The 23330-nt window shown below is 60.3% G+C and carries 22 protein-coding genes; 13 read left to right on the forward strand and 9 right to left on the reverse strand.

The genetic code is table 11. The features are described from left to right. The first annotated feature begins 69 nt into the window (after positions 1–69). The 3 genes from FP2506_RS06650 to FP2506_RS06660 all read left to right on the forward strand — a co-directional run bounded on the left by FP2506_RS06650 (position 70) and on the right by FP2506_RS06660 (position 3871). Positions 70–951 (forward strand): hypothetical protein, encoded by an 882-nt coding sequence (locus FP2506_RS06650; protein WP_148227491.1) that lies wholly within the window; start codon positions 70–72, stop codon positions 949–951. Between the two features lie 130 nt (positions 952–1081). Beyond that, a complete protein-coding gene (locus FP2506_RS06655) occupies positions 1082–3001 on the forward strand; it encodes an ABC-F family ATP-binding cassette domain-containing protein (protein WP_007066654.1) in 1920 nt (639 codons plus the stop codon). Between the two features lie 351 nt (positions 3002–3352). Beyond that, a complete protein-coding gene (locus FP2506_RS06660; protein ID WP_148227492.1) occupies positions 3353–3871 on the forward strand; it encodes a hypothetical protein in 519 nt (172 codons plus the stop codon). A gap of 54 nt (positions 3872–3925) precedes the next feature. Here the strand turns inward: FP2506_RS06660 and FP2506_RS06665 are convergent, their stop codons facing one another. Together FP2506_RS06665 and FP2506_RS06670 are read right to left on the reverse strand one after the other, a co-directional pair. Further along, complete coding sequence (locus FP2506_RS06665) at positions 3926–4378, reverse strand: DNA polymerase III subunit chi (protein WP_007066656.1); 453 nt, start codon at positions 4376–4378, stop codon at positions 3926–3928. Positions 4379–4396: 18 nt separating this feature from the next. Further along, the gene (locus FP2506_RS06670; RefSeq protein WP_007066657.1) at positions 4397–5899 is read right to left on the reverse strand and encodes a leucyl aminopeptidase; all 1503 of its coding nucleotides are present in this window, start codon (positions 5897–5899) and stop codon (positions 4397–4399) included. Between the two features lie 272 nt (positions 5900–6171). On the opposite strand from FP2506_RS06670, the gene FP2506_RS06675 reads away from it, so the two are divergent. From FP2506_RS06675 to rsmA, 6 genes are all read left to right on the forward strand, one after another. Next, positions 6172–7368 (forward strand): LptF/LptG family permease, encoded by a 1197-nt coding sequence (locus FP2506_RS06675; protein ID WP_007066658.1) that lies wholly within the window; start codon positions 6172–6174, stop codon positions 7366–7368. After that, entirely contained in the window at positions 7365–8447 is a 1083-nt protein-coding gene (lptG, locus tag FP2506_RS06680; protein WP_007066659.1) for an LPS export ABC transporter permease LptG, read from the forward strand. Before FP2506_RS06675 ends, lptG begins: the two co-directional genes overlap by 4 nt. A 1-nt stretch (position 8448) precedes the next feature. Further along, on the forward strand, positions 8449–10920 hold the full coding sequence (locus FP2506_RS06685) for an LPS-assembly protein LptD (protein ID WP_244404137.1): 2472 nt from the start codon (positions 8449–8451) through the stop codon (positions 10918–10920). 84 nt (positions 10921–11004) lie between these two features. Then, positions 11005–11955: a SurA N-terminal domain-containing protein gene (locus FP2506_RS06690; protein ID WP_244404138.1), complete on the forward strand. Its 951-nt coding sequence runs from the start codon at positions 11005–11007 to the stop codon at positions 11953–11955. A 13-nt stretch (positions 11956–11968) separates the two neighbouring features. Further along, positions 11969–13021 (forward strand): 4-hydroxythreonine-4-phosphate dehydrogenase PdxA, encoded by a 1053-nt coding sequence (gene pdxA, locus FP2506_RS06695; RefSeq protein ID WP_040488972.1) that lies wholly within the window; start codon positions 11969–11971, stop codon positions 13019–13021. Then, entirely contained in the window at positions 13018–13851 is an 834-nt protein-coding gene (rsmA, locus tag FP2506_RS06700) for a 16S rRNA (adenine(1518)-N(6)/adenine(1519)-N(6))-dimethyltransferase RsmA (protein ID WP_007066663.1), read from the forward strand. The genes pdxA and rsmA overlap by 4 nt, the downstream gene beginning before the upstream one ends. 18 nt (positions 13852–13869) lie before the next feature. Here rsmA and gmk read toward each other — a convergent pair whose 3' ends face one another. The 7 genes from gmk to fabD form a co-directional block, all read right to left on the reverse strand. Beyond that, a complete protein-coding gene (gmk, locus tag FP2506_RS06705) occupies positions 13870–14538 on the reverse strand; it encodes a guanylate kinase (RefSeq protein WP_007066664.1) in 669 nt (222 codons plus the stop codon). Then, positions 14535–15419, reverse strand: a complete 885-nt coding sequence (locus tag FP2506_RS06710) for a YicC/YloC family endoribonuclease (protein ID WP_007066665.1) — start codon at positions 15417–15419, stop codon at positions 14535–14537. Before FP2506_RS06710 ends, gmk begins: the two co-directional genes overlap by 4 nt. Before the next feature lie 65 nt (positions 15420–15484). After that, positions 15485–16594, reverse strand: a complete 1110-nt coding sequence (gene mltG, locus FP2506_RS06715; RefSeq protein ID WP_007066666.1) for an endolytic transglycosylase MltG — start codon at positions 16592–16594, stop codon at positions 15485–15487. Between the two features lie 111 nt (positions 16595–16705). Further along, entirely contained in the window at positions 16706–17971 is a 1266-nt protein-coding gene (fabF, locus tag FP2506_RS06720) for a beta-ketoacyl-ACP synthase II (RefSeq protein ID WP_040488973.1), read from the reverse strand. A gap of 130 nt (positions 17972–18101) precedes the next feature. Continuing rightward, positions 18102–18341 (reverse strand): acyl carrier protein, encoded by a 240-nt coding sequence (locus FP2506_RS06725; protein ID WP_007066668.1) that lies wholly within the window; start codon positions 18339–18341, stop codon positions 18102–18104. Between the two features lie 130 nt (positions 18342–18471). Beyond that, complete coding sequence (gene fabG, locus FP2506_RS06730) at positions 18472–19209, reverse strand: 3-oxoacyl-[acyl-carrier-protein] reductase (protein WP_007066669.1); 738 nt, start codon at positions 19207–19209, stop codon at positions 18472–18474. Between the two features lie 69 nt (positions 19210–19278). After that, a complete protein-coding gene (fabD, locus tag FP2506_RS06735; RefSeq protein WP_040488976.1) occupies positions 19279–20217 on the reverse strand; it encodes an ACP S-malonyltransferase in 939 nt (312 codons plus the stop codon). A 445-nt stretch (positions 20218–20662) separates the two neighbouring features. Here fabD and rpsF point away from each other — a divergent pair, with 445 nt between their 5' ends. The 4 genes from rpsF (at position 20663) to rplI (ending at position 23191) form a co-directional block, all read left to right on the forward strand. Continuing rightward, on the forward strand, positions 20663–21112 hold the full coding sequence (gene rpsF / locus FP2506_RS06740) for a 30S ribosomal protein S6 (RefSeq protein WP_040488978.1): 450 nt from the start codon (positions 20663–20665) through the stop codon (positions 21110–21112). A 6-nt stretch (positions 21113–21118) separates the two neighbouring features. Then, on the forward strand, positions 21119–21367 hold the full coding sequence (gene rpsR, locus FP2506_RS06745; protein WP_007066672.1) for a 30S ribosomal protein S18: 249 nt from the start codon (positions 21119–21121) through the stop codon (positions 21365–21367). A 161-nt stretch (positions 21368–21528) separates the two neighbouring features. Next, positions 21529–22500: a DUF2232 domain-containing protein gene (locus FP2506_RS06750; protein WP_007066673.1), complete on the forward strand. Its 972-nt coding sequence runs from the start codon at positions 21529–21531 to the stop codon at positions 22498–22500. Between the two features lie 55 nt (positions 22501–22555). After that, on the forward strand, positions 22556–23191 hold the full coding sequence (gene rplI, locus FP2506_RS06755; RefSeq protein ID WP_007066674.1) for a 50S ribosomal protein L9: 636 nt from the start codon (positions 22556–22558) through the stop codon (positions 23189–23191). Positions 23192–23330: the final 139 nt, after the last annotated feature.

A 23330-nucleotide genomic window follows, 5' to 3' on the forward strand; every position in this document is an offset into this window, starting at 1 on the left:
TGAAGTCCGTCCGGTCGCTGACGGCGCTTTCACCAATCCAAGCTCCCGGGGAAGACGATGCCGCCTTCCATGAGATCGATAGCCATCATGGCATTTTGCGTGAGGCTTCTCGCCTCTGGGCACGCTTCAGCCCTGTCGCAGATCGTCGATGACGACGGCAACGCCACGGGTGAAATTCGGGACGGTATCGTGGCAGTGCCATTGCCACCATTACCGGGAACCGAAGAAGGCGCATCGCCCGCTCAGGAGGGAGAGACGCTTGATCCGTCGCGACCCGACGAGGATACGCCGCTCCCGCCGACCGATGCGGCGCCCCCTCCCCCCGTCACGCCGACCGCCGGAGAACCGGCGTCCAACGGTCCCGCCGAAGAACCCGAAGAACCGTCGCTAGAGGAGCCGAGCGGCGCAGCAACGCCAGAGGCTGGCGAAGCCCCCGGTGGGTCGTCGACCGAATCGAGTGCCGTCGAAGCGGAGCCGCTCGCGACCTCAAAGGTCAGGTACAACGCCGAAGAATTGCCGCGGCCGGTCCGCGATCTTCGCGGGCGTCTGATGGAGATCGCCCGCAGCGGTGAGATCGAAGGGCTGCGGCCCTATATCGAGACCGGTGCGGAGGAAACCGTCCTCTCCTTCGGCGGCAGCGTCGATGATCCGATCGAATTCCTGAAGGCTTCGTCCGGCGACGATGACGGGATCGAAATCCTCGCCATCCTGCTCGAACTCCTCGAAGCCGGCCATGTCGTGCTCGAACCGGAGACCGAGAACGCGCTCTATATCTGGCCCTACTTCGCCCAGGCTCGCCTCGACCAGCTGACCAAGCCGCAGAAGGTCGAACTCTTCGAGATCGTCACCGCTGGCGACTACCAGATGATGCTCGAATTCGGCGCCTACAACTTCTATCGGCTGGGCATAACCCCCGAAGGCCGCCTCGCCTATTTCGTCGCAGGCGACTGACCTCAGACCGCACCAGGATCACCCAACTGCCCCCGCCCCTTTACCGTCGGTTCGGGCTAAGCACCAAACGCGTCGATGGAATCTCGAGGCCCGCCTTCACCTCGATGCGAGGCCGTGGCAAAAGACCTCCATGCTGCAGATCAACGACCTCTCCGCGCGCGTCGCTGGACGCCTTCTCATCGACCATGCGAGCCTGACGCTGCCGACCGGAACCAAGGCGGGCCTCGTCGGCCGCAACGGCGCGGGCAAGTCGACGCTTTTCCGGGTCATCACCGGCGATCTCGCCTCCGAAAGCGGCTCGGTGAGCATGCCCTCGAACATGACGATCGGCCAGGTCGCGCAGGAAGCGCCGGGCACCGAAGATTCGCTGATCGAGATCGTGCTCGCCGCCGACACCGAGCGCGCGCGCCTGATGGCCGCTGCCGAGACCGAGACCGACCCGACGAAGATCGCGGACATCCACACGCGTCTCTTCGATATCGACGCCCATTCGGCCGAGGCGCGCGCCGCGTCGATCCTTGCCGGCCTTGGCTTTGACGATGCGGCGCAGGCTCGGCCGGCCTCGTCCTTCTCAGGCGGCTGGCGCATGCGCGTCGCCCTTGCTGCGGTGCTCTTTTCGAGCCCCGATCTTCTGCTGCTGGACGAGCCGACGAACTATCTCGATCTCGAAGGCACGCTCTGGCTCGAAAACTTCGTCTCACGCTATCCGCACACGGTTCTGCTGATCAGCCACGATCGCGACGTTCTCAACAATGCGGTGTCATCGATCGTCCATCTCGACCAGAAGAAGCTCGTCTTCTATCGCGGTGACTTCGATTCGTTCGCGCGGCAGCGCGCCGAGAAGATCGAACTCCTGCAGAAGCAGACGGCCAAACAGGCCGAAAAGCGTAAGCATATGGAAGCCTTCGTCGCGCGGTTCCGCGCCAAGGCATCGAAGGCGAAGCAGGCCCAGTCGCGGCTGAAAGCGTTGGAAAAGCTCGAGCCGCTTCAGGCGATCGTCGAAGAAAGCGTGACGCCGATCGGCTTTCCGGCGCCAGAGAAGCAGCCCGCCTCGCCCATCATCGCAATGGAGGACGTCAGCGTCGGCTATACGCCGGGCCAACCGATCCTCTCTTCGCTCGATCTCCGGATCGATACCGACGACCGGATCGCCCTTCTCGGTCAGAACGGCAACGGCAAGTCGACCTTCGCGAAGCTTCTCGCCGAGCGGCTCGGCGCCGAGGACGGCACGCTGACTAAGGCGCCCGGCCTGAAGGTTGCCTATTTCGCCCAGCACCAGATCGACGATCTGAGGCCGCAGGAAAACGCGATCGAACACGTGCGTCGGCTGATGCCGGACGCACCGGAGCCAAAGGTGCGTGCACGCGTCGCCCAGATGGGCCTGCCGCGCGAGAAGATGGAGACCGTCGCCGACAAGCTCTCGGGCGGCGAAAAGGCGCGGCTACTGCTTGGCCTCGCAACCTTGCATGCGCCTCATCTTCTCATCCTCGACGAGCCGACCAACCATCTCGACATCGAGGCCCGAGACAGCCTGATCCATGCGCTCAACGACTATCCGGGGGCGGTCGTTCTCATCAGCCACGACCGGCATATCGTCGAGGCGACGGTCGATCGGCTCTGGCTCGTCGAGGGCGGATCGGTGCAACGCTTCGAGGGCGATCTTTCCGAATACAAGCGGTTGGTTTTGTCTGGTAAAAAGCAGGGCAAGGGACCGAAAAAGGAGGCGGCAAAAACGACCGAACCGACGCCTGTGCCAACTGTCGAGCCCGCCGCACCGAAAGCGGAGATGCGGCGCCAGTCCGCCGAAAAGCGCGATCGGCTAAAGCCGATGAAGCGCAAGATCGACAAGCTCGAAGCGGATATGGCGAAGCTTCAGAAGGGTCTCGCCGAGGCCGAGGGCAAACTCGCAGACCCTGCGCTCTACCAGAGCGATCCGGCGAAGGTCACCGAACTCAACCGCAAACGTGCGGACGCCGAACGTTCACTTCAGGCAGCGGAGGAAGAGTGGCTCACGCTCTCCGGGGAATACGAAACGGCCCTTGCAAGCTGAACACCTGAACCGGATCGTTCCCTAACGTTATCTTTTTGCAACTTTGTTGCGCCGACGCAACATGACGAACTAATCGCCCAATTGGGCTTTGGAAACAAAGCGTTCGTCATGTCACGGCCCAGCTTCGCTCGCCATTTTAGGATCTTACGCGGACTCGCTCCGAGCAGTTCGCCGAACAGCATAGATTTACCGGAAGCAGTTCCCTTGGCACTCTCTGATACATTTGCGTCCGCAACAAACCGCGTCGGCACGTTCACTTCGGGTGGCTTGGCAACTTTTCTGTCCCGCAGGACAACCAACGAGATCGCTGTTTGTCTGGGTTTCGCGCTTGCGTGTCTGATGATCGCGGCGTTGGCTGCGCTAGTGGCATATCCGTTCGATACGCTGAAAGTCGGGCCGGTCGAAAACGGCTGGTTCGAGAGCGCCCAAACATTCGCACTCGGACTGACAGTGCTCTTGTCAGTTGAGGCATTGTTGAAAGCGCGCCACGAGATCTTTTACTTTTCTGCGACCCTCGTCATACTACTACCGCTCGCTATGGTGCGGGAAACTCCGCGCTGCGGATCGCCCTTCTACGACGGCGGGCTCTGCCTGACGGCCAATGGCAAGGCGCTCACCGTCATGATCGCCATTGCACTCGTCGTCGCGCTAGTCGCAATCCGGCGTGTCTCGTTCGCACGGTCGTGGCGAGAACTCACCTTCTTTTACGCCGTTCCCGTTGCCGTGACTCTTTCGATGTTGGTTGGAGCGGAAATCCTTGGAAAGCTCATCTATGTTTGGGCGGAGGAGATCTTCGAACTTGCAGCCTATCTCAACCTCTTCGGGCTAGCCCTCGCCGTCCGGATGCGACCTTCTTGGTTCTCCGCTTAGATTTCCGGACAGTCGCTATGAGAGGCACTGGTCGCCACTCTGGTGAGTTGGTGGTCAGCGCTTCTTGATCCACCGCCGATCTTCTGACTGCTGCCAGTAGGTCACTTCGTGGCCAGCGCTTTTCTCGACTTGCCATTGCTCGCGCGCATGCGCCATTTGGTCGGTATCGAACGCGTCGAACATATAAACGCCGCGGATGTAACCGGTCAGATCACCGGGCGTCGCGCCGTCGACCATGAATCGGACGTCTGGTTTGTTCGCAAACTGGTCGGCGCGCGTTGTCAGAAGAATCGGCTGGCTCTCGGGGTGCGCCTCGGCGTCGGTGCCATGCGGCAGAAAACTCTCCTCGCTGAACGTCCACAGTACGTTGTCCAGGCTGTCGCGGCGTTCCTCGCTGGTGCACTGTACGACGACGCGCCAACCGCGGGCGAGCGATCGCTGAAGCAACTCAGGCAGGGCGTCCTCGAGCCGGCTCTCAGTCAAGTGATAAAACAACACCTCCGCCACCAGACAACCGCCCTCTCGTCAGCGGGCCTCGTAGTGATCGCGCACGAGTCGTTCAAGCAGGCGCACGCCGAAGCCTGACGCCCAGGACTGGTTGTAGGCATTCGACGGCGATCCCATAGCCGTCCCGGCAATGTCGAGATGGGCCCAGGGGACGTCGTTCACGAAACGCTGCAGGAACTGCGCGGCTGTGATAGAGCCCGCGGCTCGGCCCCCGCCGATATTCTTGATATCTGCGAACTTGCCCTCAATCATCTTGTCATATTCCGGCGCGAGTGGCAGACGCCAGACCTTCTCACCACTCACTGTTCCCGCCGAGAACAGCCGATCTGCCAACTCGTCATTGTTGGAAAAGAGACCGGCATGATGATTGCCCAGCGCGACGACGATCGCGCCGGTAAGGGTCGCAAGATTGACCATGAACTTTGGCTTGAACCGATCCTGACAGTACCAGAGAGCATCGGCGAGAACGAGCCGACCTTCGGCATCGGTGTTTAGAACTTCGATCGTGGTCCCGGACATCGACGTCACGATGTCCCCTGGTCGCTGTGCGTTGCCGTCGACAGCGTTTTCTACAAGGCCGATGATGCCGATGGCATTGACCTTCGCCTTGCGGGCGGCAAGCGCGTGCATCACGCCGACGACGGCGGCCGAACCGCCCATGTCACCCTTCATCTCATCCATCGATCCGGCGGGTTTTATCGATATGCCGCCGGTGTCGAAGACGACACCCTTCCCGACGAAAGCCACAGGCTGCTCGCCCTCTGGCCCGCCGTTCCAGCGCATCACTACGAGGCGTGGTGGGCGTGGCGAGCCTTGAGACACACCAAGCAGTGCATGCATCTTCAGCGCTTCGAGTTCGCTCTGCCCAAGCACTTCTACTTCGACGCCGAGGTGTTTCAGCGCTTCTGCCCGTTCGGCGTACTCGACCGGGCCGAGAACGTTGGCGGGTTCGTTTACGAGATCACGTGCGAGCATCGTACCGTCGCTTAAAGCGCGTTCGGCTTCGAAGGCCTTCTCGGCGCCGAAAACGTCGGAGACGAGTATCGTGACGGCGCTGGCCGGTTTGTCCTTGGCCTCCTCCTCGTCGTTCTCTTTCTTCTTGGTCTTATAACGATCGAATTCATAAGCCCGAAGTCGCATACCTGCGGCGATCGTCGCGGCCTGCTCGGGCGGAATCGGTCGATCCCCCGCAACCGCCGTCGAGACCGAGACCTTCTCCACTCCCTTCGTCGCGGCCGCAATCGTGCCGCCGAGCTTCAGCCAGTCTTCTTCGACTGGTTCGCGGTCGAGATGCGTGCCGATGACAAGAAGACGGTCGACGTCGATAACAGACGGCGACACAAGATCGAGCTTCGCAAGCGCCTTGCCCTTGAAACGGCTGGAAGTGGCGGCCTTCTCGACAAATTCGCGCAACCCGGAATGATGCTTCGAGAGGCTCACATCCTTGCCGGCCAGTATGACGAGGACACCCTCCGGCCTCCTGTCTAGATCGGCAAATCGGATATCGGGAAGGCTTGCCATGATGGGTCCAGTTTCTGAGTCTCATTATCAGGTTCGGCGGGCCGGAGCCCGCGAGGGTATTGAGTGCCTATCATGGTCCCCAACAGGGAGAAAACCAGTCCGCGCCTTTGCATAAACGGCAAATGTCGCGTTAAGGACGTTCATTCGCAGATCATTAGGTCAGATTCGATACGTCCCGGTAGGGTCGAAGTTCGCTTGAGATCCAACCTTGGGGTCGCAATTTGGACGCGTTGAAGATCGAAACACGCCGGTGAACGTGAAGTAGAGGCCGGATGACCCTTCTCGAACGCTATATCTTCCGCCGCGCTCTGATATCATCGGTCGGTTCCCTCGTATCGCTCGCTCTCATCGTCTGGATCGTTCAGGCCCTCTCGAGAATCGACATCGTCAAGACCAGCGCTTCAGCCGCTGGCAACATCCTCTGGATCGCGCTGATGCTCCTGCCTGACCTTGCGGCAGGCGTCGTTCCCTTCGCGATCCTGATCGGTGCAATTCAGGTGCTCAACGGCCTTAACGCAGACTCGGAGCGGGCTGTCATCGCTGCCTCCGGCGCGTCGATGCGGGTGATTCTGAGACCGATCATATACCTCGGTCTTGCCGGTGGCATTCTCGTTCTGACTGTCGCACACGGAATAGGACCGCTCGCGTCTAGCGCTTTCTACAACGGCATCCGTTCGATCAATGTCGACACCATCACCTTATTCCTAAGGCCCGGCAGATTTGAGCGGGTTTCGCCAGATCTCGTCATATCGGTCGGCGAAAGCAACGGATCGATCATCGAGAGTCTCTTTATTCAGGATACGCGCGATCCAAATCTCGATCTCACCTATTTTGCGGCCGAGGCTTCGATCCTGGACCAAGGCGACCAATCAGTTCTCATGCTTTTCGATGGCCAGCTTCATCGTAAGCCGAAAACTGGCAATTCGGTCTCTGTCATCGAGTTTCAGACTTACGCCTTCGATCTCTCCAACCTCAGACCTGCTGACGATGGCGACTGGACCCGCACTTCCGAACTCTCGACATTGACGCTGATTGCTCCCGATCCGGACGACGAGATTTATCAAAAGAAGCCCGGGCGCTATGTCGAGGAAGCGACGGACCGTTTCACCTCATGGCTCTACTGCGTCGCTTTCGCTCTCTGGGCCATCGTATGTGCCGGTCAACCGCAAACGAACCGGCAGGCCTCGAACGCTGCTATGACGCTTGGTCTCGCCGGCGCCGTTGCTCTGAAGGCGGTGGCGTTCCTCGCGCTCAGCATGGTATCGCCCAATCCGAGCATGGCGATCTTTGTGTATCTGCTGCCGATCGCGGCCTGCGTTTTCAACGCCCTCCTGATCATGCGCGGGACGAACCTCGCTCAAATACCAATTGTTCAAAGGACTTTCGATTTGCCACGCAGGCTTCTGTCGGGCCTGCGCAAGAGCTTGAATAGACAGTCTTCCGGATCGCCGGAGAGCGCCATCCGATGACCCGTTGGACGCTTAATCGCTACTTCTTTCGGCTCTATCTGGTCAATTTCTTCTCGACCGTGGTTGCAGTCAGTGCACTGGTCTTGCTCATCGATTTGGTCGAACTCGGCAGGCGTTCCGTCCTGGCAGATCAATCGTTAGGCGTACTGCTGCTTTTCTCTGCCTTGCGGGTTCCGGCCTTCATGGAGCAGGCCTTCCCGTTCATCATTTTGTTCTCTTCGATCTTTACGCTGATTTCGCTCAATCGGCGGCTTGAACTTGTCGTTGCCCGAGCCGCGGGCGTGTCGGCTTGGCAGATTCTGATGCCGTTTATCGCCGGTTCGCTGTTTCTCGGTCTTCTGGCCACTTTCGCCTACAATCCGCTTTCGGCCTACACGAAAGCTCAGGCTGCAAACATCGAATCTGCAGCAGAAGGCCGGGAGGTCGCGTCGTCGGCTCTGCAGACGCCCTGGTTGCGCCAAAACGCCGATGGCGTCAGGTCGATTATGGGCGCGACACAAGTTGCCGAGAACGGCCGCGTCCTCTCGAATGTCTCGGCGTTCGTAATGGCCGACGACGGTTCGGTTGAAACTCGTATCGACGCTCCAAGGGCCGAACTCGGAAACCAGGAATGGATCCTCTTGCGGCCGAGGGTGACGCGGATTGGTTACACTCCCCGCGATCTCGTCGAGTACCGCCTCCCGACGAGCCTCAGACCAGAGTATATCGAACAGAGACTGGCTGATCCTGAAACGATCTCGATTTGGGAACTCGGCTCAAAAATCGATGTCGCCGCGAGCTTGGGTTTTAACTCCATGGCATTTTCCATGCAGTATCATACGCTCATCGCACAGCCTGCGCTGTTCGTGGCGATGACACTGTTGGCGGCGACGGTTGCCACGCGTTTCTCACGAACGGGGCAACCGGGGCGTATCTTTGTCGGTGGAGTGCTTGCTGGTTTTGTGCTGTACGTCGTGACATTCTTGGCCAAGGCCCTTGGCAGCAATGACGTCGTACCGCCAATCGTCGCGGCTTGGTTTCCGGTTCTGGCCGCGGGACTGTTCGGCGTAACGATCCTGCTGCATCAGGAGGATGGGTAGATTGAGTGATTTGAGGGGACGTGGCGCCTCGCTGATGGGGATCGGCGAACGCTCACGAAAATCGGTGCTTTTGTGTGGTACGGCCCTCGCTTTGTCCGCGGGCTTCACCGCGACTGGCACTCAACACGCCAGCGCTCAGGCCGTGCCAGCGTTGAACGCTGAGGTCCCGGCCGACGCCCAGCTTTTTCTCGAAGCAGACACCGTTACCTATGATAGCGAACGTGCCCTCGTCTCGGCGAGCGGCGGTGTTCAAGTGGATTACGGTGATTACAAAGTCGTCGCCAGAGAGCTTATCTACGATCAACGATCGAAGCGGTTGATCGCACGTGGCGATGTCGAGCTGCAACAGCCGGACGGCAATCGAATCTATGCCGATCAGCTCGATCTGACCGATGATTTCCGCGACGGCTTCGTCCAGGCTCTTCGTATTGAAACTCCGGACAACACACGTTTCGCTGCCGCATCGGCGACTCGAGCAGATGGTTCGGTCACCACCTTCAACCGCGGCGTTTACACTGCCTGTGAGCCCTGCCGGGAAAATCCCGATCGTGCACCACTCTGGCAGGTGAAGGCACGTAAGATTGTCTGGGACCAGCAGGAAAAAGAGATCCGCTACTACGGCGCCCAGTTCGAGTTCTTTGGCGCCCCGATCGCGTATCTCCCTTATTTCCAGTCGCCAGATCCGACGGTGAAACGGAAGTCGGGCTTTCTGGCGCCGGAATTTAAGTCTGGCGATGGGCGCGGCTACGGACTGCGCGTCCCATATTTCTACGCCCTGTCCGACGACAAGGACTTCACCGTCGCCGGTACTTACTACACCAAACAGGGGTTTCTCGGTGAGATCGAATACCGACAGGCGTTCCAGAGCGGCATCATTTCCGTGCAGTCCGCCGGTATCAGCCAGCAGGACCGCTTCGAGTTCGACGACAACACCCCCGACTATGGCAGCACCGATCGGGGGATGATCGGAACGAAAGGCCGTTTTGCGCTCTCGGATAAATGGACGTTCGGCTGGGATTGGCTCTTTCAGAGCGACGACAACTTCGCTAACACCTACGAAATCGACGGGTTCAGCGACACGATCAACGTCTCCGAGGTTTATCTGACGGGTCTTGGCGATCAGAGCTTCTTCGACCTGCGGGTTCAGGAGTTTGACTATCAATCGATCAATCCAGATCGCGACGACCAACAACCCTCGGTTCTTCCCGTCTTCGATTACGAGCGCATCGAGCAGGAAGGGGTTTTGGGTGGCGAGGTTGAACTCGACTTCAACGTCGTTTCGCTAAGCCGCGACAAGTTCGACTTCACGAGAATCTGCAATACGTCTCTCGTTCTCCGCGATGACTTCCGCGAAGTTTGCGTCCTGCCAGAAGATGGATTTTTCTTTAACCCCAATTTTAACCGCAACAACGGTCTAGAGGGCGATTACACGCGCGGGACGGCGGAACTTTCCTGGTCAGATCAGTATACCTTACCGAGTGGCTTGGTGTTGATACCGACTACCTCAGTCAGGGGGGACCTATACACCTCGAACATGGAGTCGCCCGGCTTCAGCAATCGATTTTTCACCGGCGGGCGGACTACGCTCTTGCTAGACGAGAGCGGTGCCGTCGACATCGACGAGGCCGGCTCCCGCGGGATGGCGATGGCGGCTTTGGAGGCCCGTTATCCCTATCTAATTCAGGTAGGCGGTGTCTCGCATGTGATCGAACCGATCGCGCAGGTGATTGCCCGCACGGACGAAGAAGATATCGGTCTAATCCCGAACGAGGACGCGGGCACGCTCGTCTTCAATGCGACGAACCTCTTTTCGTTTAACAAGTTTTCGGGATACGATCGTGTCGAAGGTGGGCACCGGGCGAATGTCGGTGTGCGCTACTCCGCAGATCTCGGTAATAGCTGGATGGTCAACGCAATTGCCGGCCAGTCCTACCACCTTGGAGGCCGCAATTCCTACGACCAGGTCGATCTCGCTTTGGCGGGGTTCGATTCCGGTCTCGAGACAGACAGCTCGGACTATGTCGGTCTTGTTTCCTTGCAGACGCCGTTTGGTTTCACGATCGGCACGCAGGGACGCTACGACGAGGATGACTTCGAGCTAAAGCGCCAGGACGTGTTTACGGAATACAGTTTCGGCTCTCTTGGCAGTGCGGCGGTCAGTTATACCAACATCGCTGCACAGCCCATCTACGGATCGCTCGACGATCGCAGCCAGGTATCTGGATCAGCCACCCTGAATTTCGCGACGAACTGGACGGCCCTTGCTGGAGCATCTTACGATATCGAAAACGATGCAGTCGTCGATCAGCGGTTCGGCATACGCTACGCGGACGAATGCTTCAGTTTGCTCGTCAGCTATCGTGAGAGAACGGACCGTTATTCGCTGGAGACCAATGAAACGACGTTGATGTTCAATATCGGGCTCCGGACCATTTCCGACTTCGAGCAGACGGTCGACCTGGGCGCGCAATAGGATACGCAAAATTTCATGCTTTCGCCCCAACAAGGCTGTAATGGGCCTTACCTGACTTGCGTCGAAGACAAGGGATCGAAGAGCATGCAAAAATTGGCGTCGTGGGTGATGCGTGGGACGATGATGGCCATGCTGGGGCTCGGCGGTCCGACATTGCTCGGACTCGCGCCGACGACCGCTCACGCGGCAAGCTCGGTCGCGGCCGTCGTCAATGGGATGCCTGTGACGACCTACCAGATACGCCAGAGAGCGGCCTTCCTGAAATTGCGGCGCGTCGGTGGGAACACCACTCAAAAAGCCACTGATGAACTGATCGACGAAGCGCTCAAGCGTCAGGAGATTCAGCGGCAGGGCGTCAATATTCCCGATGAGGAAGTGAACGCGGCCTATCTGAACTTCGCGAAGGGCAACAATCTATCCGAAGCGCAACTCGCAGAGGTTCTCGGCAGCGCAGGATTTTCACCGCAAGCCTTCAAGGACTACATCCGCGTTCAAATGGGCTGGGGTCAAGCCGCCTCCAGACGAATACAACGCGAGGAACGCCTCACCGAGCAGGACGCGGTCCAGCGCATGCTTGCGCAAGGCGGTGAGAAACCCTCCACGACAGAATACACGCTGCAACAGGTTATCTTCGTCATACCAAACGGCCAGCGGGGCGCGATGCTCGCTAATCGCAAGCGCGAGGCGCAGGCCATGCGCCAGCGGTTTCAGTCCTGTGATTCGACATTGGCCTTCGCGCAAGGCCTGCGCGATGTGACGGTGCGCGACCTCGGCCGCGTTGCTCAGCCGGAACTTCCCTCCCTATGGAAGGAAGATGTCATGCAGACCTCGCCTGGCCGCGCGACGCCTACGAAAGAGACTGATCGCGGCGTCGAATTCATCGGAGTCTGCAATGCGCGCCAGATCTCGGACGATCGCGCAGCGCAAATGGTTTTCCAAGCCCGCGACATGGAGTCTCTGAACGGAGACGGAAGCGGCGCCGATGCCGCACTCTTGAAGAAGCTCCGCGACGAGGCGCAAATCGTACGGCGTTGACGGGCAACCGAAAATGACCCCCGACACTGGCGATCTTCCTCTCGCGATAACAGTCGGTGAGCCCGCCGGTATAGGTCCGGACCTTATTATCAGTGTCTATAAGTCAGGTCTGTTGCGTGAGACCGGGTGCTTCGTTCTGGCCGACCCGGACATGCTGAAGAGCCGGGCTGAACGTCTGGGAATGGCTCTCGACATAGTGACGCTTCGGTCGCCTGACGAGGTCGATGCCTGCACTGCGGGCGCCCTTCCCGTCCTCCCGCTGGTCAATCGCCAGAGCGACAGACCGGGTGAGATCGATCCCGCCAACGGCGCGGGGACGATCGAGGCAATAGACCGCGCGACGGCGCTTTCTCTCGACGGCGCGATCGCTGGCATGGTTACGGCGCCGATCGAAAAGAAGGCGCTTTACGATGTCGGCTTCGGCCATCCCGGGCATACCGAATATCTTGCCCATCTGTGTTCCGAAGCTGTAGGGAGACCACTCGTTCCGGTCATGCTTCTCGCAGGACCGGATCTTTCCTGTGTGCCGGTGACAATTCACGTTCCACTTGAGCAGGTGCCGCGGCTTCTGACCGAAGATCTGATCCTCACCACGTGCCGCATCGTCGCTCACGACCTGAAGACGAAATTTGGTCTAACCCGGCCTCGGCTCGCGGTTGCCGGCCTCAATCCCCATGCTGGCGAGCGCGGCGCTATCGGACTGGAAGACGAGAGGATTGTGCGTCCAGCAGTCGAAAAACTCCGCGTCGAGGGCATCGACGCGAAGGGGCCGGTTCCGGCGGACACGATGTTCAACGCCCGGGCACGGAAGACCTACGACGTTGCGATTTGCATGTATCACGATCAGGCGCTGATCCCGGCGAAAACGCTGGCTTTCGACGAGACCGTGAACATCACCCTCGGCCTGCCGATCATTCGCACCTCGCCCGACCACGGCACCGCATTCGACATCACTGGGAAAGGCATTGCGCGGCCGGACAGCTTTCATGCGGCAATTCGCAAGGCGCGTGTGATGGCGTCGGCCCAAGCTCGAGCAGACGATGCCGCAATGGCCTCACGTCATTGAGCACAATCGATGAACTTCCACCGCTGCGCACGGTTATCGCCGAGCATGATCTCGTCCCGCGCAAGCAGCTCGGCCAGAACTTCCTCCTCGATCTCAACCTGACATCGAAGATCGCGCGGCAGGCGGCCCCCCTCGAAGACTGCATCGTCGTCGAAGTCGGACCGGGCCCCGGCGGCCTGACCCGCGCCCTTCTTGCCAATGGCGCATCACGTGTGGTCGCCGCTGAGAAGGATCCACGTTGCGTTCCAGTTTTGGAAGACATCGCAAAACGCTATCCGGGCCGGCTCGAAGTTCGGCAAATGGATGCGCTGGATCTCGACGTGGAGAGTATCGCTGAAGATCGAACACTGAAGATCGTTGCCAATCTCCCCTACAACGTCGGCACACAGCTCCTGGTGAACTGGCTATCGGTCGAGGCGTGGCCACCACGCTGGCAGAGTCTGACACTGATGTTCCAGAAGGAGGTCGCCGAGAGGATTGTTGCCTTACCGAGCTCAAGCCACTATGGGCGCCTCGCCGTCCTTGCCGGTTGTAGGACGAAAGCGCGCATCCTGTTCGACATACCGCGACAGGCTTTCACGCCGCCACCGAAGGTCACATCTGCAGTCGTGCAGCTGACGCCGCGCGATGCGCCGCTGCCGGTCTCGCTTGCAGCACTCGAGAAGGTGACTCTGACGGCCTTCGGTCAACGCCGCAAGATGCTGCGCCAGAGCCTGAAGCCGCTCGGCGGGGAAGCGCTCTTGAATGCCGTCGGCATCGACCCTCAACGCCGCGCTGAAACGCTGTCGATTGAGGAGTTTGTCGCGATCGCGAACGCCTGTAAGCTGTGAGGTCCCCGTCGAGCGGGCTTATTCAGTCGACTCTTTCAGCAGCTCTTCGGTGAACGCTTGGAGCCCAGGCCTGCGCTTGCGCTTCAACCGCTCGGCTATGATGATGGAGCGGACAGCTTCGTACGCCTGGTTTAGATCGTCGTTGACGATTACATAGTCGTAGTCTCGCCAGCGCTCGATCTCGACCCGCGAGTTCGCGAGGCGGATGGCAATCGTTTCTTCCGAGTCTTCCGCCCGACGACGAAGCCTAGAGCGTAGTTCGGCCATGGAGGGCGGCAGGATGAAGATCGAGACCACGTCCTCGCCGGCCTTCTCCTGCAGCTGTAGCGCACCCTGATAGTCGATGTCGAAGAGCATGTCCTGGCCGCCCTGCATCGCTTCCTCTGCGGGGCCACGCGGTGTCCCGTAGAAGTTGCCATGCACCTCCGCCCATTCAAGCAGCGCTTCGGAATCGCGGAGCCGGACGAACTCGTCCCGGTCGATGAAGCGGTAGTGAACTCCGTCGACCTCGCTGCCGCGGCGCTTCCGAGTGGTGACGCTGATCGACAACGCAAAACTGCGATCGGCCTCCATGAGCGTGTGCGCAATGGTCGACTTGCCCGCGCCGGAGGGTGACGAGATGACCAACATGAGCCCGCGCCTGTCTATCGACGCATCCGTCTTCGCCTGATCCGTAGTTTTCTTCATTCGATATTCTGAACCTGTTCGCGTAACTGATCCACCGCGACCTTGAGATCGAGACCGATCGAGGTCAGGGAGACGGCGTTAGACTTGGAACAGATCGTATTCGATTCGCGATTCATTTCTTGCGCTAGGAAGTCGAATCGGCGGCCGACTGGCTCGCGTTCGGTCAGAAGCTCGCGGGCACTCGAAACATGACTGGAGAGCCGGTCGAGCTCCTCACCCACATCGGCCCTGATGGCAAGCATCGCGAGTTCCTGAAGAAGCCGCTGTTCGTCGGGCGCATGATCGACGATGTGTTTCGCCTGATCCGAAATTCGCCGTTTCAACTCGATCGGCGATCGGCTCTGGTCTGCGCGGGCGCTCGCAACGAGCGCCTCGATGCGGTCGATGCAATCGGAAACCACGGCAGCGAGATTGCTCCCCTCGCTCGCGCGCGATGCATAGAGCGATTCGACCGCTGCCTCGAACGAGGCCTTCGCCGCGTCTAGAACCGCAGCCTCGATCGGCTGGCTTGCCCGAAACTCTTCGTTCGCCTCCATCACGCCCTTGATTGCGAGGAGGCCATCAGCCCGGGGCAGCGCAGCACGGCCTTCCGCGACGAGTCGGTCTGTGACGGAGAGAATTGCCTGAAGACGGGCTTCGTCAATCGTAATGGATTTTTCGGACGCGCTGAGCCCGGCATTGAGAACGCCCTGGACGTTGCCTCTGGAGAGGAAGCGTCCAGCAGTCGCCCGTAGATACTGCTCTAGAACCTCGAACCCGGCGGGCAACCGGAGACGTAAATCGAGATTTCGGCCGTTGACGCTGCGAAGTTCCCAGCGCAACGCGGTACCTTCGCTCTCGCAATCGACACGCGCAAAACCGGTCATACTGATCAGCGGCATGTCCGGTTCCCCAATGAATATAAGGGTATCAGGGAACGCCGTCCCAACGCACCCGGAAGCGCACTTTACTGGGTTGCTTGTTCAGCGTCGGCCCGCCGTTCGCGCTCTATTGCGCGGTACTTCTGGACGTTCCTGTTGTGCTCGTCGAGGGTCTCGGCGAAGACATGTCCCCCAGTGCCGTCGGCGACGAAATAGAAGTCACTCGTTTCGAGCGGATGGGCGACAGCCTCGAGAGCTTTGCGACCAGGAATCGCGATCGGACCCGGCGGCAAGCCACCGATGCGATAGGTGTTGTAGGGTGTATCGCTCTCAATGTCGGACCGAGTGATTGGCGCTTCGCTCGGTTTACCGGCACCCCCGTATATCCCATAAAGGAACGTCGGATCAGACTGGAGCCGCATACCTTCTCGGAGACGATTGATGAAGACCGAGGCGACGTGCGGTCGTTCCGAAGCCACGCCTGTCTCCCGCTCGACGATGGAAGCGAGTGTTACGAACTGACCGATGTCCTCTACTGGCAGCCCCTCGTCTCTTCCCTCCCAGATTTCTTGGACCATCGCCTCTTGGGATTGCTGCATCGACTCGACGAGCTGTTCGCGTGTCATACCGCGCTGTACCAAATGTGTCTCGGCCTGAAGCATTCCCTCCGGTGGAAGCGAAGGCATCGGTCCGGTTAGTACCTCAGATTCCGCAATGCGCTGGAATGCGCGCTGCACCGTCCAGCCCTCCGGAATGGTAATAGCATGCTGAACGGACTCGCCGCGTGCGATCTTCTCCAGAACATCGCGCATCGAAACGCCCGGATCGAAAGCGTATTCGCCCGCTTTCAGCTGACTGCCAAGGTTTGCGAATCTAGCACCGAATTTGAAGATCTGCGCGTTCGAGATTACGCCGCGCTCCTCCAGGCCGTCGGCGATAGAGTTGAGAGAGCTGTTTCGGGCGACGACGAAGTTCGCCTCTTCCGCGAGAGGCCCCTGGTCTTCAAATTCACCCTTCCCCCAATAGAGCACGGCCCCGATCGCCAGGACACCGAAGAATGCCGCCGACACGCACAAATTCAGGAAGATCACGAGCGGACTGTGTGCGAAACGCGAGCGCCGCTTCGGCTTGCCGCCACGTTTGCCGACCGGCACGGTGCCTGCGACCGCCTCCGAGCTTTCAAACCTCCGGTCCATGCTAAACGCTCGCCCCCTTAACGACGTCCATCCCGAGACTTTCGTGCACCATGGTAATGTGGCAAAAGCCCGGCGTGCGCCTATCGAAGATGGCTTGGTCGCTCGGTGTTATCAGTCGGCGACGCGCCGCATGACGAGCGATGCATTTGTGCCACCGAAGCCGAACGAGTTCGACAGGGCGACGTCGATCTGCTTCTCGCGCTTTTCTTTCGCACAGAGATCAATTTTGGTCTCGACCGACGGATTTTCCAGATTGATCGTCGGCGGAGCTACGTTGTCGCGGATCGCGAGCGCGGAAAAGATCGCCTCGACAGCGCCCGCCGCGCCGAGCAGGTGCCCGACAGCGGATTTCGTCGAAGACATCGTGATCTTATCGGCAGCATCGCCGACCAGACGTTCAAACGCGCGCAATTCGATCTCGTCGCCCATGGGCGTCGATGTGCCGTGCGCATTGACGTAGTCGAGCTGGTCGGGCGTGATGCCGGCCCGCTTGAGGGCAGCCGACATGCAGCGATAGGCCCCGTCGCCGTCCGCAGCCGGCGCAGTGATGTGGTAGGCGTCGCCGGAAAGGCCGTAGCCGATGATTTCGGCATAAATTTTCGCGCCACGAGCCTTCGCATGCTCGTACTCTTCGAGCACGACGATGCCCGACCCCTCGCCCATGACAAAACCGTCGCGATCTCGGTCATAGGGACGCGACGCACGCTGCGGCTCGTCATTGAAATGGGTCGAGAGAGCTTTGCAGGCCGCAAAGCCTGCCAACGCAAGACGGCAGACCGGAGACTCGGTGCCGCCCGCCACCATGACGTCCGCATCACCGTACGCGACAAGGCGTGCGGCGTCGCCAATAGCATGGGCCCCGGTCGAGCAGGCGGTCACCACCGAATGATTCGGCCCCTTTAGCCCATGCCGGATCGAGACGTGACCGGAAGCAAGATTGATTAGACTGCCGGGAATGAAGAAGGGGGAAACCCGCCGAGGACCCTTTTCTGCCATGAGCAGTGAGGTCTTCTCGATTGTCTCGAGACCGCCGATGCCCGAGCCGATCAGCGCGCCGCTTCGAACCTGGTCCTCGTAGCTTTCAGGATGCCAGTCAGCATCGTCGAGGGCCTCGGCCGCAGCTGCAACTGCGTAGACGATGAAGTCATCGACCTTGCGCTGTTCCTTCGGCTCCATCCAGAGATCGGGATTGAAGGTCCCGTTCTGGCCATCGCCTTTAGGGATCTGGCAAGCGATCTTGCACGGCAAGTCGTCGACTTCGAAGGTGTCGACGCGGTTCGCCCCGCTTTCACCTTTCAAAAGCCGCTTCCAAGTGCTGTCGACATTCGCCCCCAGTGGGGACACCATGCCGACACCCGTGATTACAACTCGTCTCATATCAAGCTACTATCGCCGAACCATTCGCATCGAACGAACGGCGTGCCTGTTGCATCGTCTCGGCGACGGCGGCACGCCTGAAGGCTCCGCGAACGCTCATGGATCGACGGACGCCCTTCACGCTCAGGCGTTAGGTGGTCTTGTTCTTCTCGATGAAGTTGACGGCGTCGCCGACGGTCAGGATCGTTTCAGCCGCATCATCGGGGATCTCAACGCCGAATTCCTCTTCGAACGCCATAACGAGTTCCACCGTGTCAAGGCTGTCGGCGCCCAGGTCATCGATGAAGCTGGCATTCTCAGTGACCTTGCTCTCCTCGACCCCGAGATGCTCGACGACGATCTTCTTTACGCGCTCAGCGGTATCGCTCATTGTGAGTCCTCTATTCCAATGACCTAGTCGCCGCCCTCGTTAGACGTGCGACAAATGTTTATCAAGCGCCCTGCCGCTTTGCTGAGCAGGATAACGCTCTTTGTCTTAATCTCACCGGTCGGTCCGGCGTTCAGATCATCGCCATGCCGCCATTCACATGCAGCGTCTGGCCTGTGATGTAGGCAGCTTCGTTCGAAGCAAGGAAAACGGCGGTCGCCGCAACCTCGGATGCATCACCCATTCGTTTCATTGGTATGGCGCCCATGATCGCGTCGCGTTGCTTCTCGTTCAGCTTCTCGGTCATTGCGCTGGCGATGAAGCCCGGGGCGATGCAATTGACGGTCACGCTACGCGAAGCGATCTCGTTCGCCAGCGACTTCGAGAAGCCGATCATTCCGGCTTTGGCCGCGCAGTAGTTTGCCTGACCGGGATTGCCGGTGACGCCAACGATCGATGTGATGTTGATGATTCGTCCGAAACGCCGACGCATCATCGAGTGCGTCAGGCCGCGCGTTATTCGGAAGGCGGCGGTAAGATCGATCTCGAGAACCTTGTCCCAGTCATCGTCGGACATGCGCACGAAGAGGCCGTCTTTCGTAATGCCGGCATTGTTGACGAGGATGTCGACGCCTTCGAGTGCTTTGTCGGCCTCCTCGGCTAGCGCCTTCTGGCCGTCACGATCGGAGATGTCTGCAGGCAGCACGTGGACGCGTTCACCGAGCTCGGCGGCGAATTCGTCGAGAGCATCGCGGCGGGTTCCGTGGATGCCGACCGTTGCACCGGCGCCGTGAAGTGCGGCAGCGATCGAGCGGCCGATACCGCCGCTGGAACCGGTCACGAGCGCTTTGCGCCCCGTCAGATCGAACATTGTCTACCTCTCGAATTGATCTTGGCAGCCACGGGTGAGTGCTAGAGGATCGATCGATCCTCTGCTTGGTCAAACCCGTTCCTTCAAGAATGTGGCGATATCATCGGGTGTGCCGAGCGGTTTTGCCGAGAGTCGCTTGTCGATCCGGCGAGTCAGACCCGAAAGCACCTTTCCTGCACCGATCTCGGCGAGATCGGTGACACCATTGTCTGCGGCGTAGAGCATCGACTCGTTCCATCGGACCGCGCCTGTCACTTGCTCGACCAAACGTTTGCGAATGGCTTCCGGATCGGTCGTCGCGTCTGCGGCGATATTCGAGATGACCGGAATTGCGGGTGCGGAGATGTTTGCTTCCTTGAGGGCTTCCGCCATCGTCTCAGCTGCCGGCAGCATCAGCGCGCAGTGAAAGGGTGCGGAGACCGGAAGCGGGATCGCGCGTTTGGCGCCGCGCTCCGGTGCGAGCGCGATCGCGCGCTCGACGGCGGCCTTCGTGCCGGAAATGACAATCTGGCCGCCGCCGTTGTCGTTCGCCGGTTCGCAGACCTCGCCGTCCGCCGCGGCGCCGCAGATGCCTTTCACGGCGTCCATGTCTAGACCGAGAATGGCCGCCATGGCGCCTGCGCCCTCCGGCACCGCCGCCTGCATGGCATCACCACGGACCCTGAGAAGCTTGGCGGTATCGGTGACAGTCAGGGCGCGTGTCGCCGCCAGTGCCGAATATTCACCAAGCGAGTGACCGGCCGCATAGGCTGCATCGGTCACGGAAAATCCTTCGCTCTCGAGGGCGCGGATCGTCGCGAGGGAGACCGCCATCAGCGCGGGCTGGGCGTTCGCGGTCAGCGTCAGGGTCTCGATCGGGCCTTGGAATATAAGGGATGAAAGCTTTTCGCCCAATGCCTCGTCGACCTCGGCGAAGACGTCCCGGCTTTCGGGATAGGCATCGTGAAGCGCCTTGCCCATGCCGACGCTCTGGCTGCCCTGCCCGGGGAATACGAGTGCCAAAGACATGAAACGATTTCCTCCAGGATCTATCCGAGAACTGGCGCATACATTAAAGGCCGCCGCTCCCATTTCGGCAGTGGCATGTTCCGCGGCCGGACGCGGTGTCAAGTTCTGACGCATTCGAGCAGCCGAAGCTCACGCTGACAGTCCGCCTCCGTGTGGGCAGGCGAAAGGAGTAGGCGTGGTTGCGTTTGCACTGCAAAACCGCTATCTGCCGGCCGTCGACGTTCGTGAACCCAGCTGGGGGCTGAACGGAAGGCTTCCGGCATCGCCGGTTTCATGGGGATCAGAAGGTTCCCGGCTTCCCGTGTCTCCGCTCTCGACCGTTTTTCGCATGACGCGCCTTTCCCTCGATGTCCGCGCACGTTGCGGGCCAGAGAAAGGTCGCTGAGGCTTAGCCGTTGGGTTCGCGTGTTCATTCGGCAAAACGAAAATGGAAAGGCGAACCGATATGGCTCTCTACGAGCATGTATTCCTCGCGCGTCAGGACGTTTCGAACAACCAGGTCGAACAACTGGTCGAAAACCTGCGCGGAATTCTCGAATCCGGTGGCGGCAAGGTCGGCAAGGTCGAAAACTGGGGTTTGAAAACCCTGGCCTACCGCATGGATAAGAACCGCAAGGCTCACTACACCCTTATGAACATCGACGCCCCGTCGGCGGCGGTTCACGAGATGGAGCGCCAGATGCGCTTCAACGAAGACATCCTGCGCTTCATGACGATCCGCGTCGACGAGCACGAAGACGGCCCGTCCGCGATGATGCAGAAGCGCGACGACCGCGGCCCGCGCCGCGGCGGACGCGACGATCGTGGCCCGCGCCGTGATCGTGACGACCGTCCTCCGCGCGGTGACCGCGAAGACCGCGGCCCACGCCGCGAACGCAACAGCGATTCGGAGTAAGTCATCATGGTCGATATCGCACAGCTTCCCACACGTCGCCCGTTCCATCGTCGGCGCAAGTCGGATCCGTTCTCCGGCAACGACGCGCCGAAGATCGACTACAAGGATGTCCGCCTGCTGCAGCGCTATATTTCCGAACGCGGCAAGATTGTGCCCTCACGCATCACGGCGGTTTCCCAAAAGAACCAGCGCGCCCTCGCCAAGGCGATCAAGCGCGCCCGCATCCTGGGCCTCCTGCCCTACGTCGTGAAGTAAGTTCGGCACGCGCAAAAGCACTGCCACGCAAGCATAGCGGGACCGACAGGTTCGGCCCCGCCTCCTCTTCCCTCCGCATCACGGCAGCGGTCGGACGCGACACACCGAAAGCCGGGTTGGGGCTTGTCCCCTAACTGCGACACGCAGGACAGCGACGAGACATGAAACCTTCCACGATCCTGATCGCGATCGGCGCGGCCGTAACAAGCGCCCTGCTCTTCGCAGGCCTTGCGACGCAGTCAGCACTCGCCGTCGGTTTCGCTCTCGCGACACCCGTCCCGATTGCAATTGTGGGTCTCGGCTGGGGCTCGGCCGCCGGCTTCATCGCGGCCCTTGCCGCCCCGATCCTGATTTTCGTCTTCACCGGCAACACACCGACCGCGCTGACGCTTGCCGTCGCGATGACGATCCCGACGGCCGTCTGCGCCGCTTTGGCGCTGCGCCGATTCGAGACCGCACCGTCCATCGAGGCGCAGCATGGGCCTCACGATATCCAGTCTACAGCGACGGCAACCGGCTGGATGCCGATCGCCCGAATTCTCTTCGTTCTGACGACATTCGCGGCGATCGCTGCGTCTGATCGGCTGGCTGCTCGGTATGATCCAGATGCGGTGCGCACCGCGATGATGGACGCCTTCGGGGAGTCGGGGACGGAACTGGATCCGGCGGCCGAGGTGCAGCTGGAAAATCTCGTCTCGGTGATCGTTGATCTCGTGCCACTGATCCAGCCATCGATCCTGACGTTGACCCTCGTCGTCTGCCTTCATTTCGGTTCGACAGTGGCACGGCGCTCGGGTCGGCTTGAACGTCCGAAGGACGACCTGCCTGAGGCCACTTCTATGCCCCAGGATGCGCTGCTGCTTTTTGCCGTGACGCTCGCCGGCACCTTCCTGACTGGTGGCGCCGGTCTCGTCGCGACGGTCTTCACGGGAGCATTCGGCACCGCCTTCGCGCTCGTCGGCCTTGCGCGGCTCCACCGGCGCACACGGGGTCGTCCGGCGCGCAGTCTCATTCTCTTCGTGGTTTATACGTCAATTCTCTTCCTCACCTTCCCGATCTTCGTCTTCCTCGTCATCGGCATCGTCGACGTGTGGCGCCACGGAGAACGGCTCCTCCCGAAGCGGCCCGGCTGACGGCAGCCGGTCCAAAACCATCCGACCAAACAAACAAACCCAAAGGATATCGAACATGGACGTCATTCTTCTCGAACGCATCGGCAAGCTCGGCCAGATCGGCGAGACCGTTCGCGTGCGCGACGGCTATGCCCGCAACTTCCTGCTGCCTACTGGCCGCGCTCTTCGTGCCAACGAGGCCAACCAAGCCCGCTTCGAGGCGCAGAAAGAGCAGATCATCCAGCGCAATGAAGAGCGCAAGGCAGACGCCCGCCAGATCGGAGACCAGATCGAGGGCAAGACCTTCGTCGCGGTGCGGTCCGCCGGCGAAAGCGGACAACTCTACGGCTCGGTTTCCGCGCGCGATATTTCAGAGATCATCGGCCAGGAAGGCTACAAGGTCGGCCGCAACGAGGTCGCGCTGCAGCAGCCGATCAAGCAGATCGGTGTCCACGACGTGACGATCGCACTGCATGCCGAAGTCGAGGTCGTTGTTAAGATCAACGTAGCCCGCTCGGCCGACGAAGCCGAGCGTCAGGCAGCCGGTGAGGACCTCACCTCCTACGAAGCTATCTACGGCATCGAGGAAGCTGAAGAAGTCAATGCCGAAGAGGTCTTCGAGAACGAGGAAGACGCCGAAGCCGTCCTCGCAGAGGGCGGCGAGCCAGTGGACGCCGAGGCGGAAGCCGAAAGCGAAGAGCAGCCGAGCTAAATCTAAAATCCACCGGATACGTGGTATCTGGCAAATCTTCCAGAGGGCCTCGCATTCGTGGGGCCCTTTTTCGTTCAGTCATCCATGCTGGCATCCGAGCAATCCGCGATCCCCGCTTTTCTCCACAGCGATCCCCGCC

Origin of the sequence: Fulvimarina pelagi HTCC2506, from assembly GCF_000153705.1 — a bacterium.
GTDB classification, from domain to species: Bacteria; Pseudomonadota; Alphaproteobacteria; order Rhizobiales; family Rhizobiaceae; genus Fulvimarina; species Fulvimarina pelagi.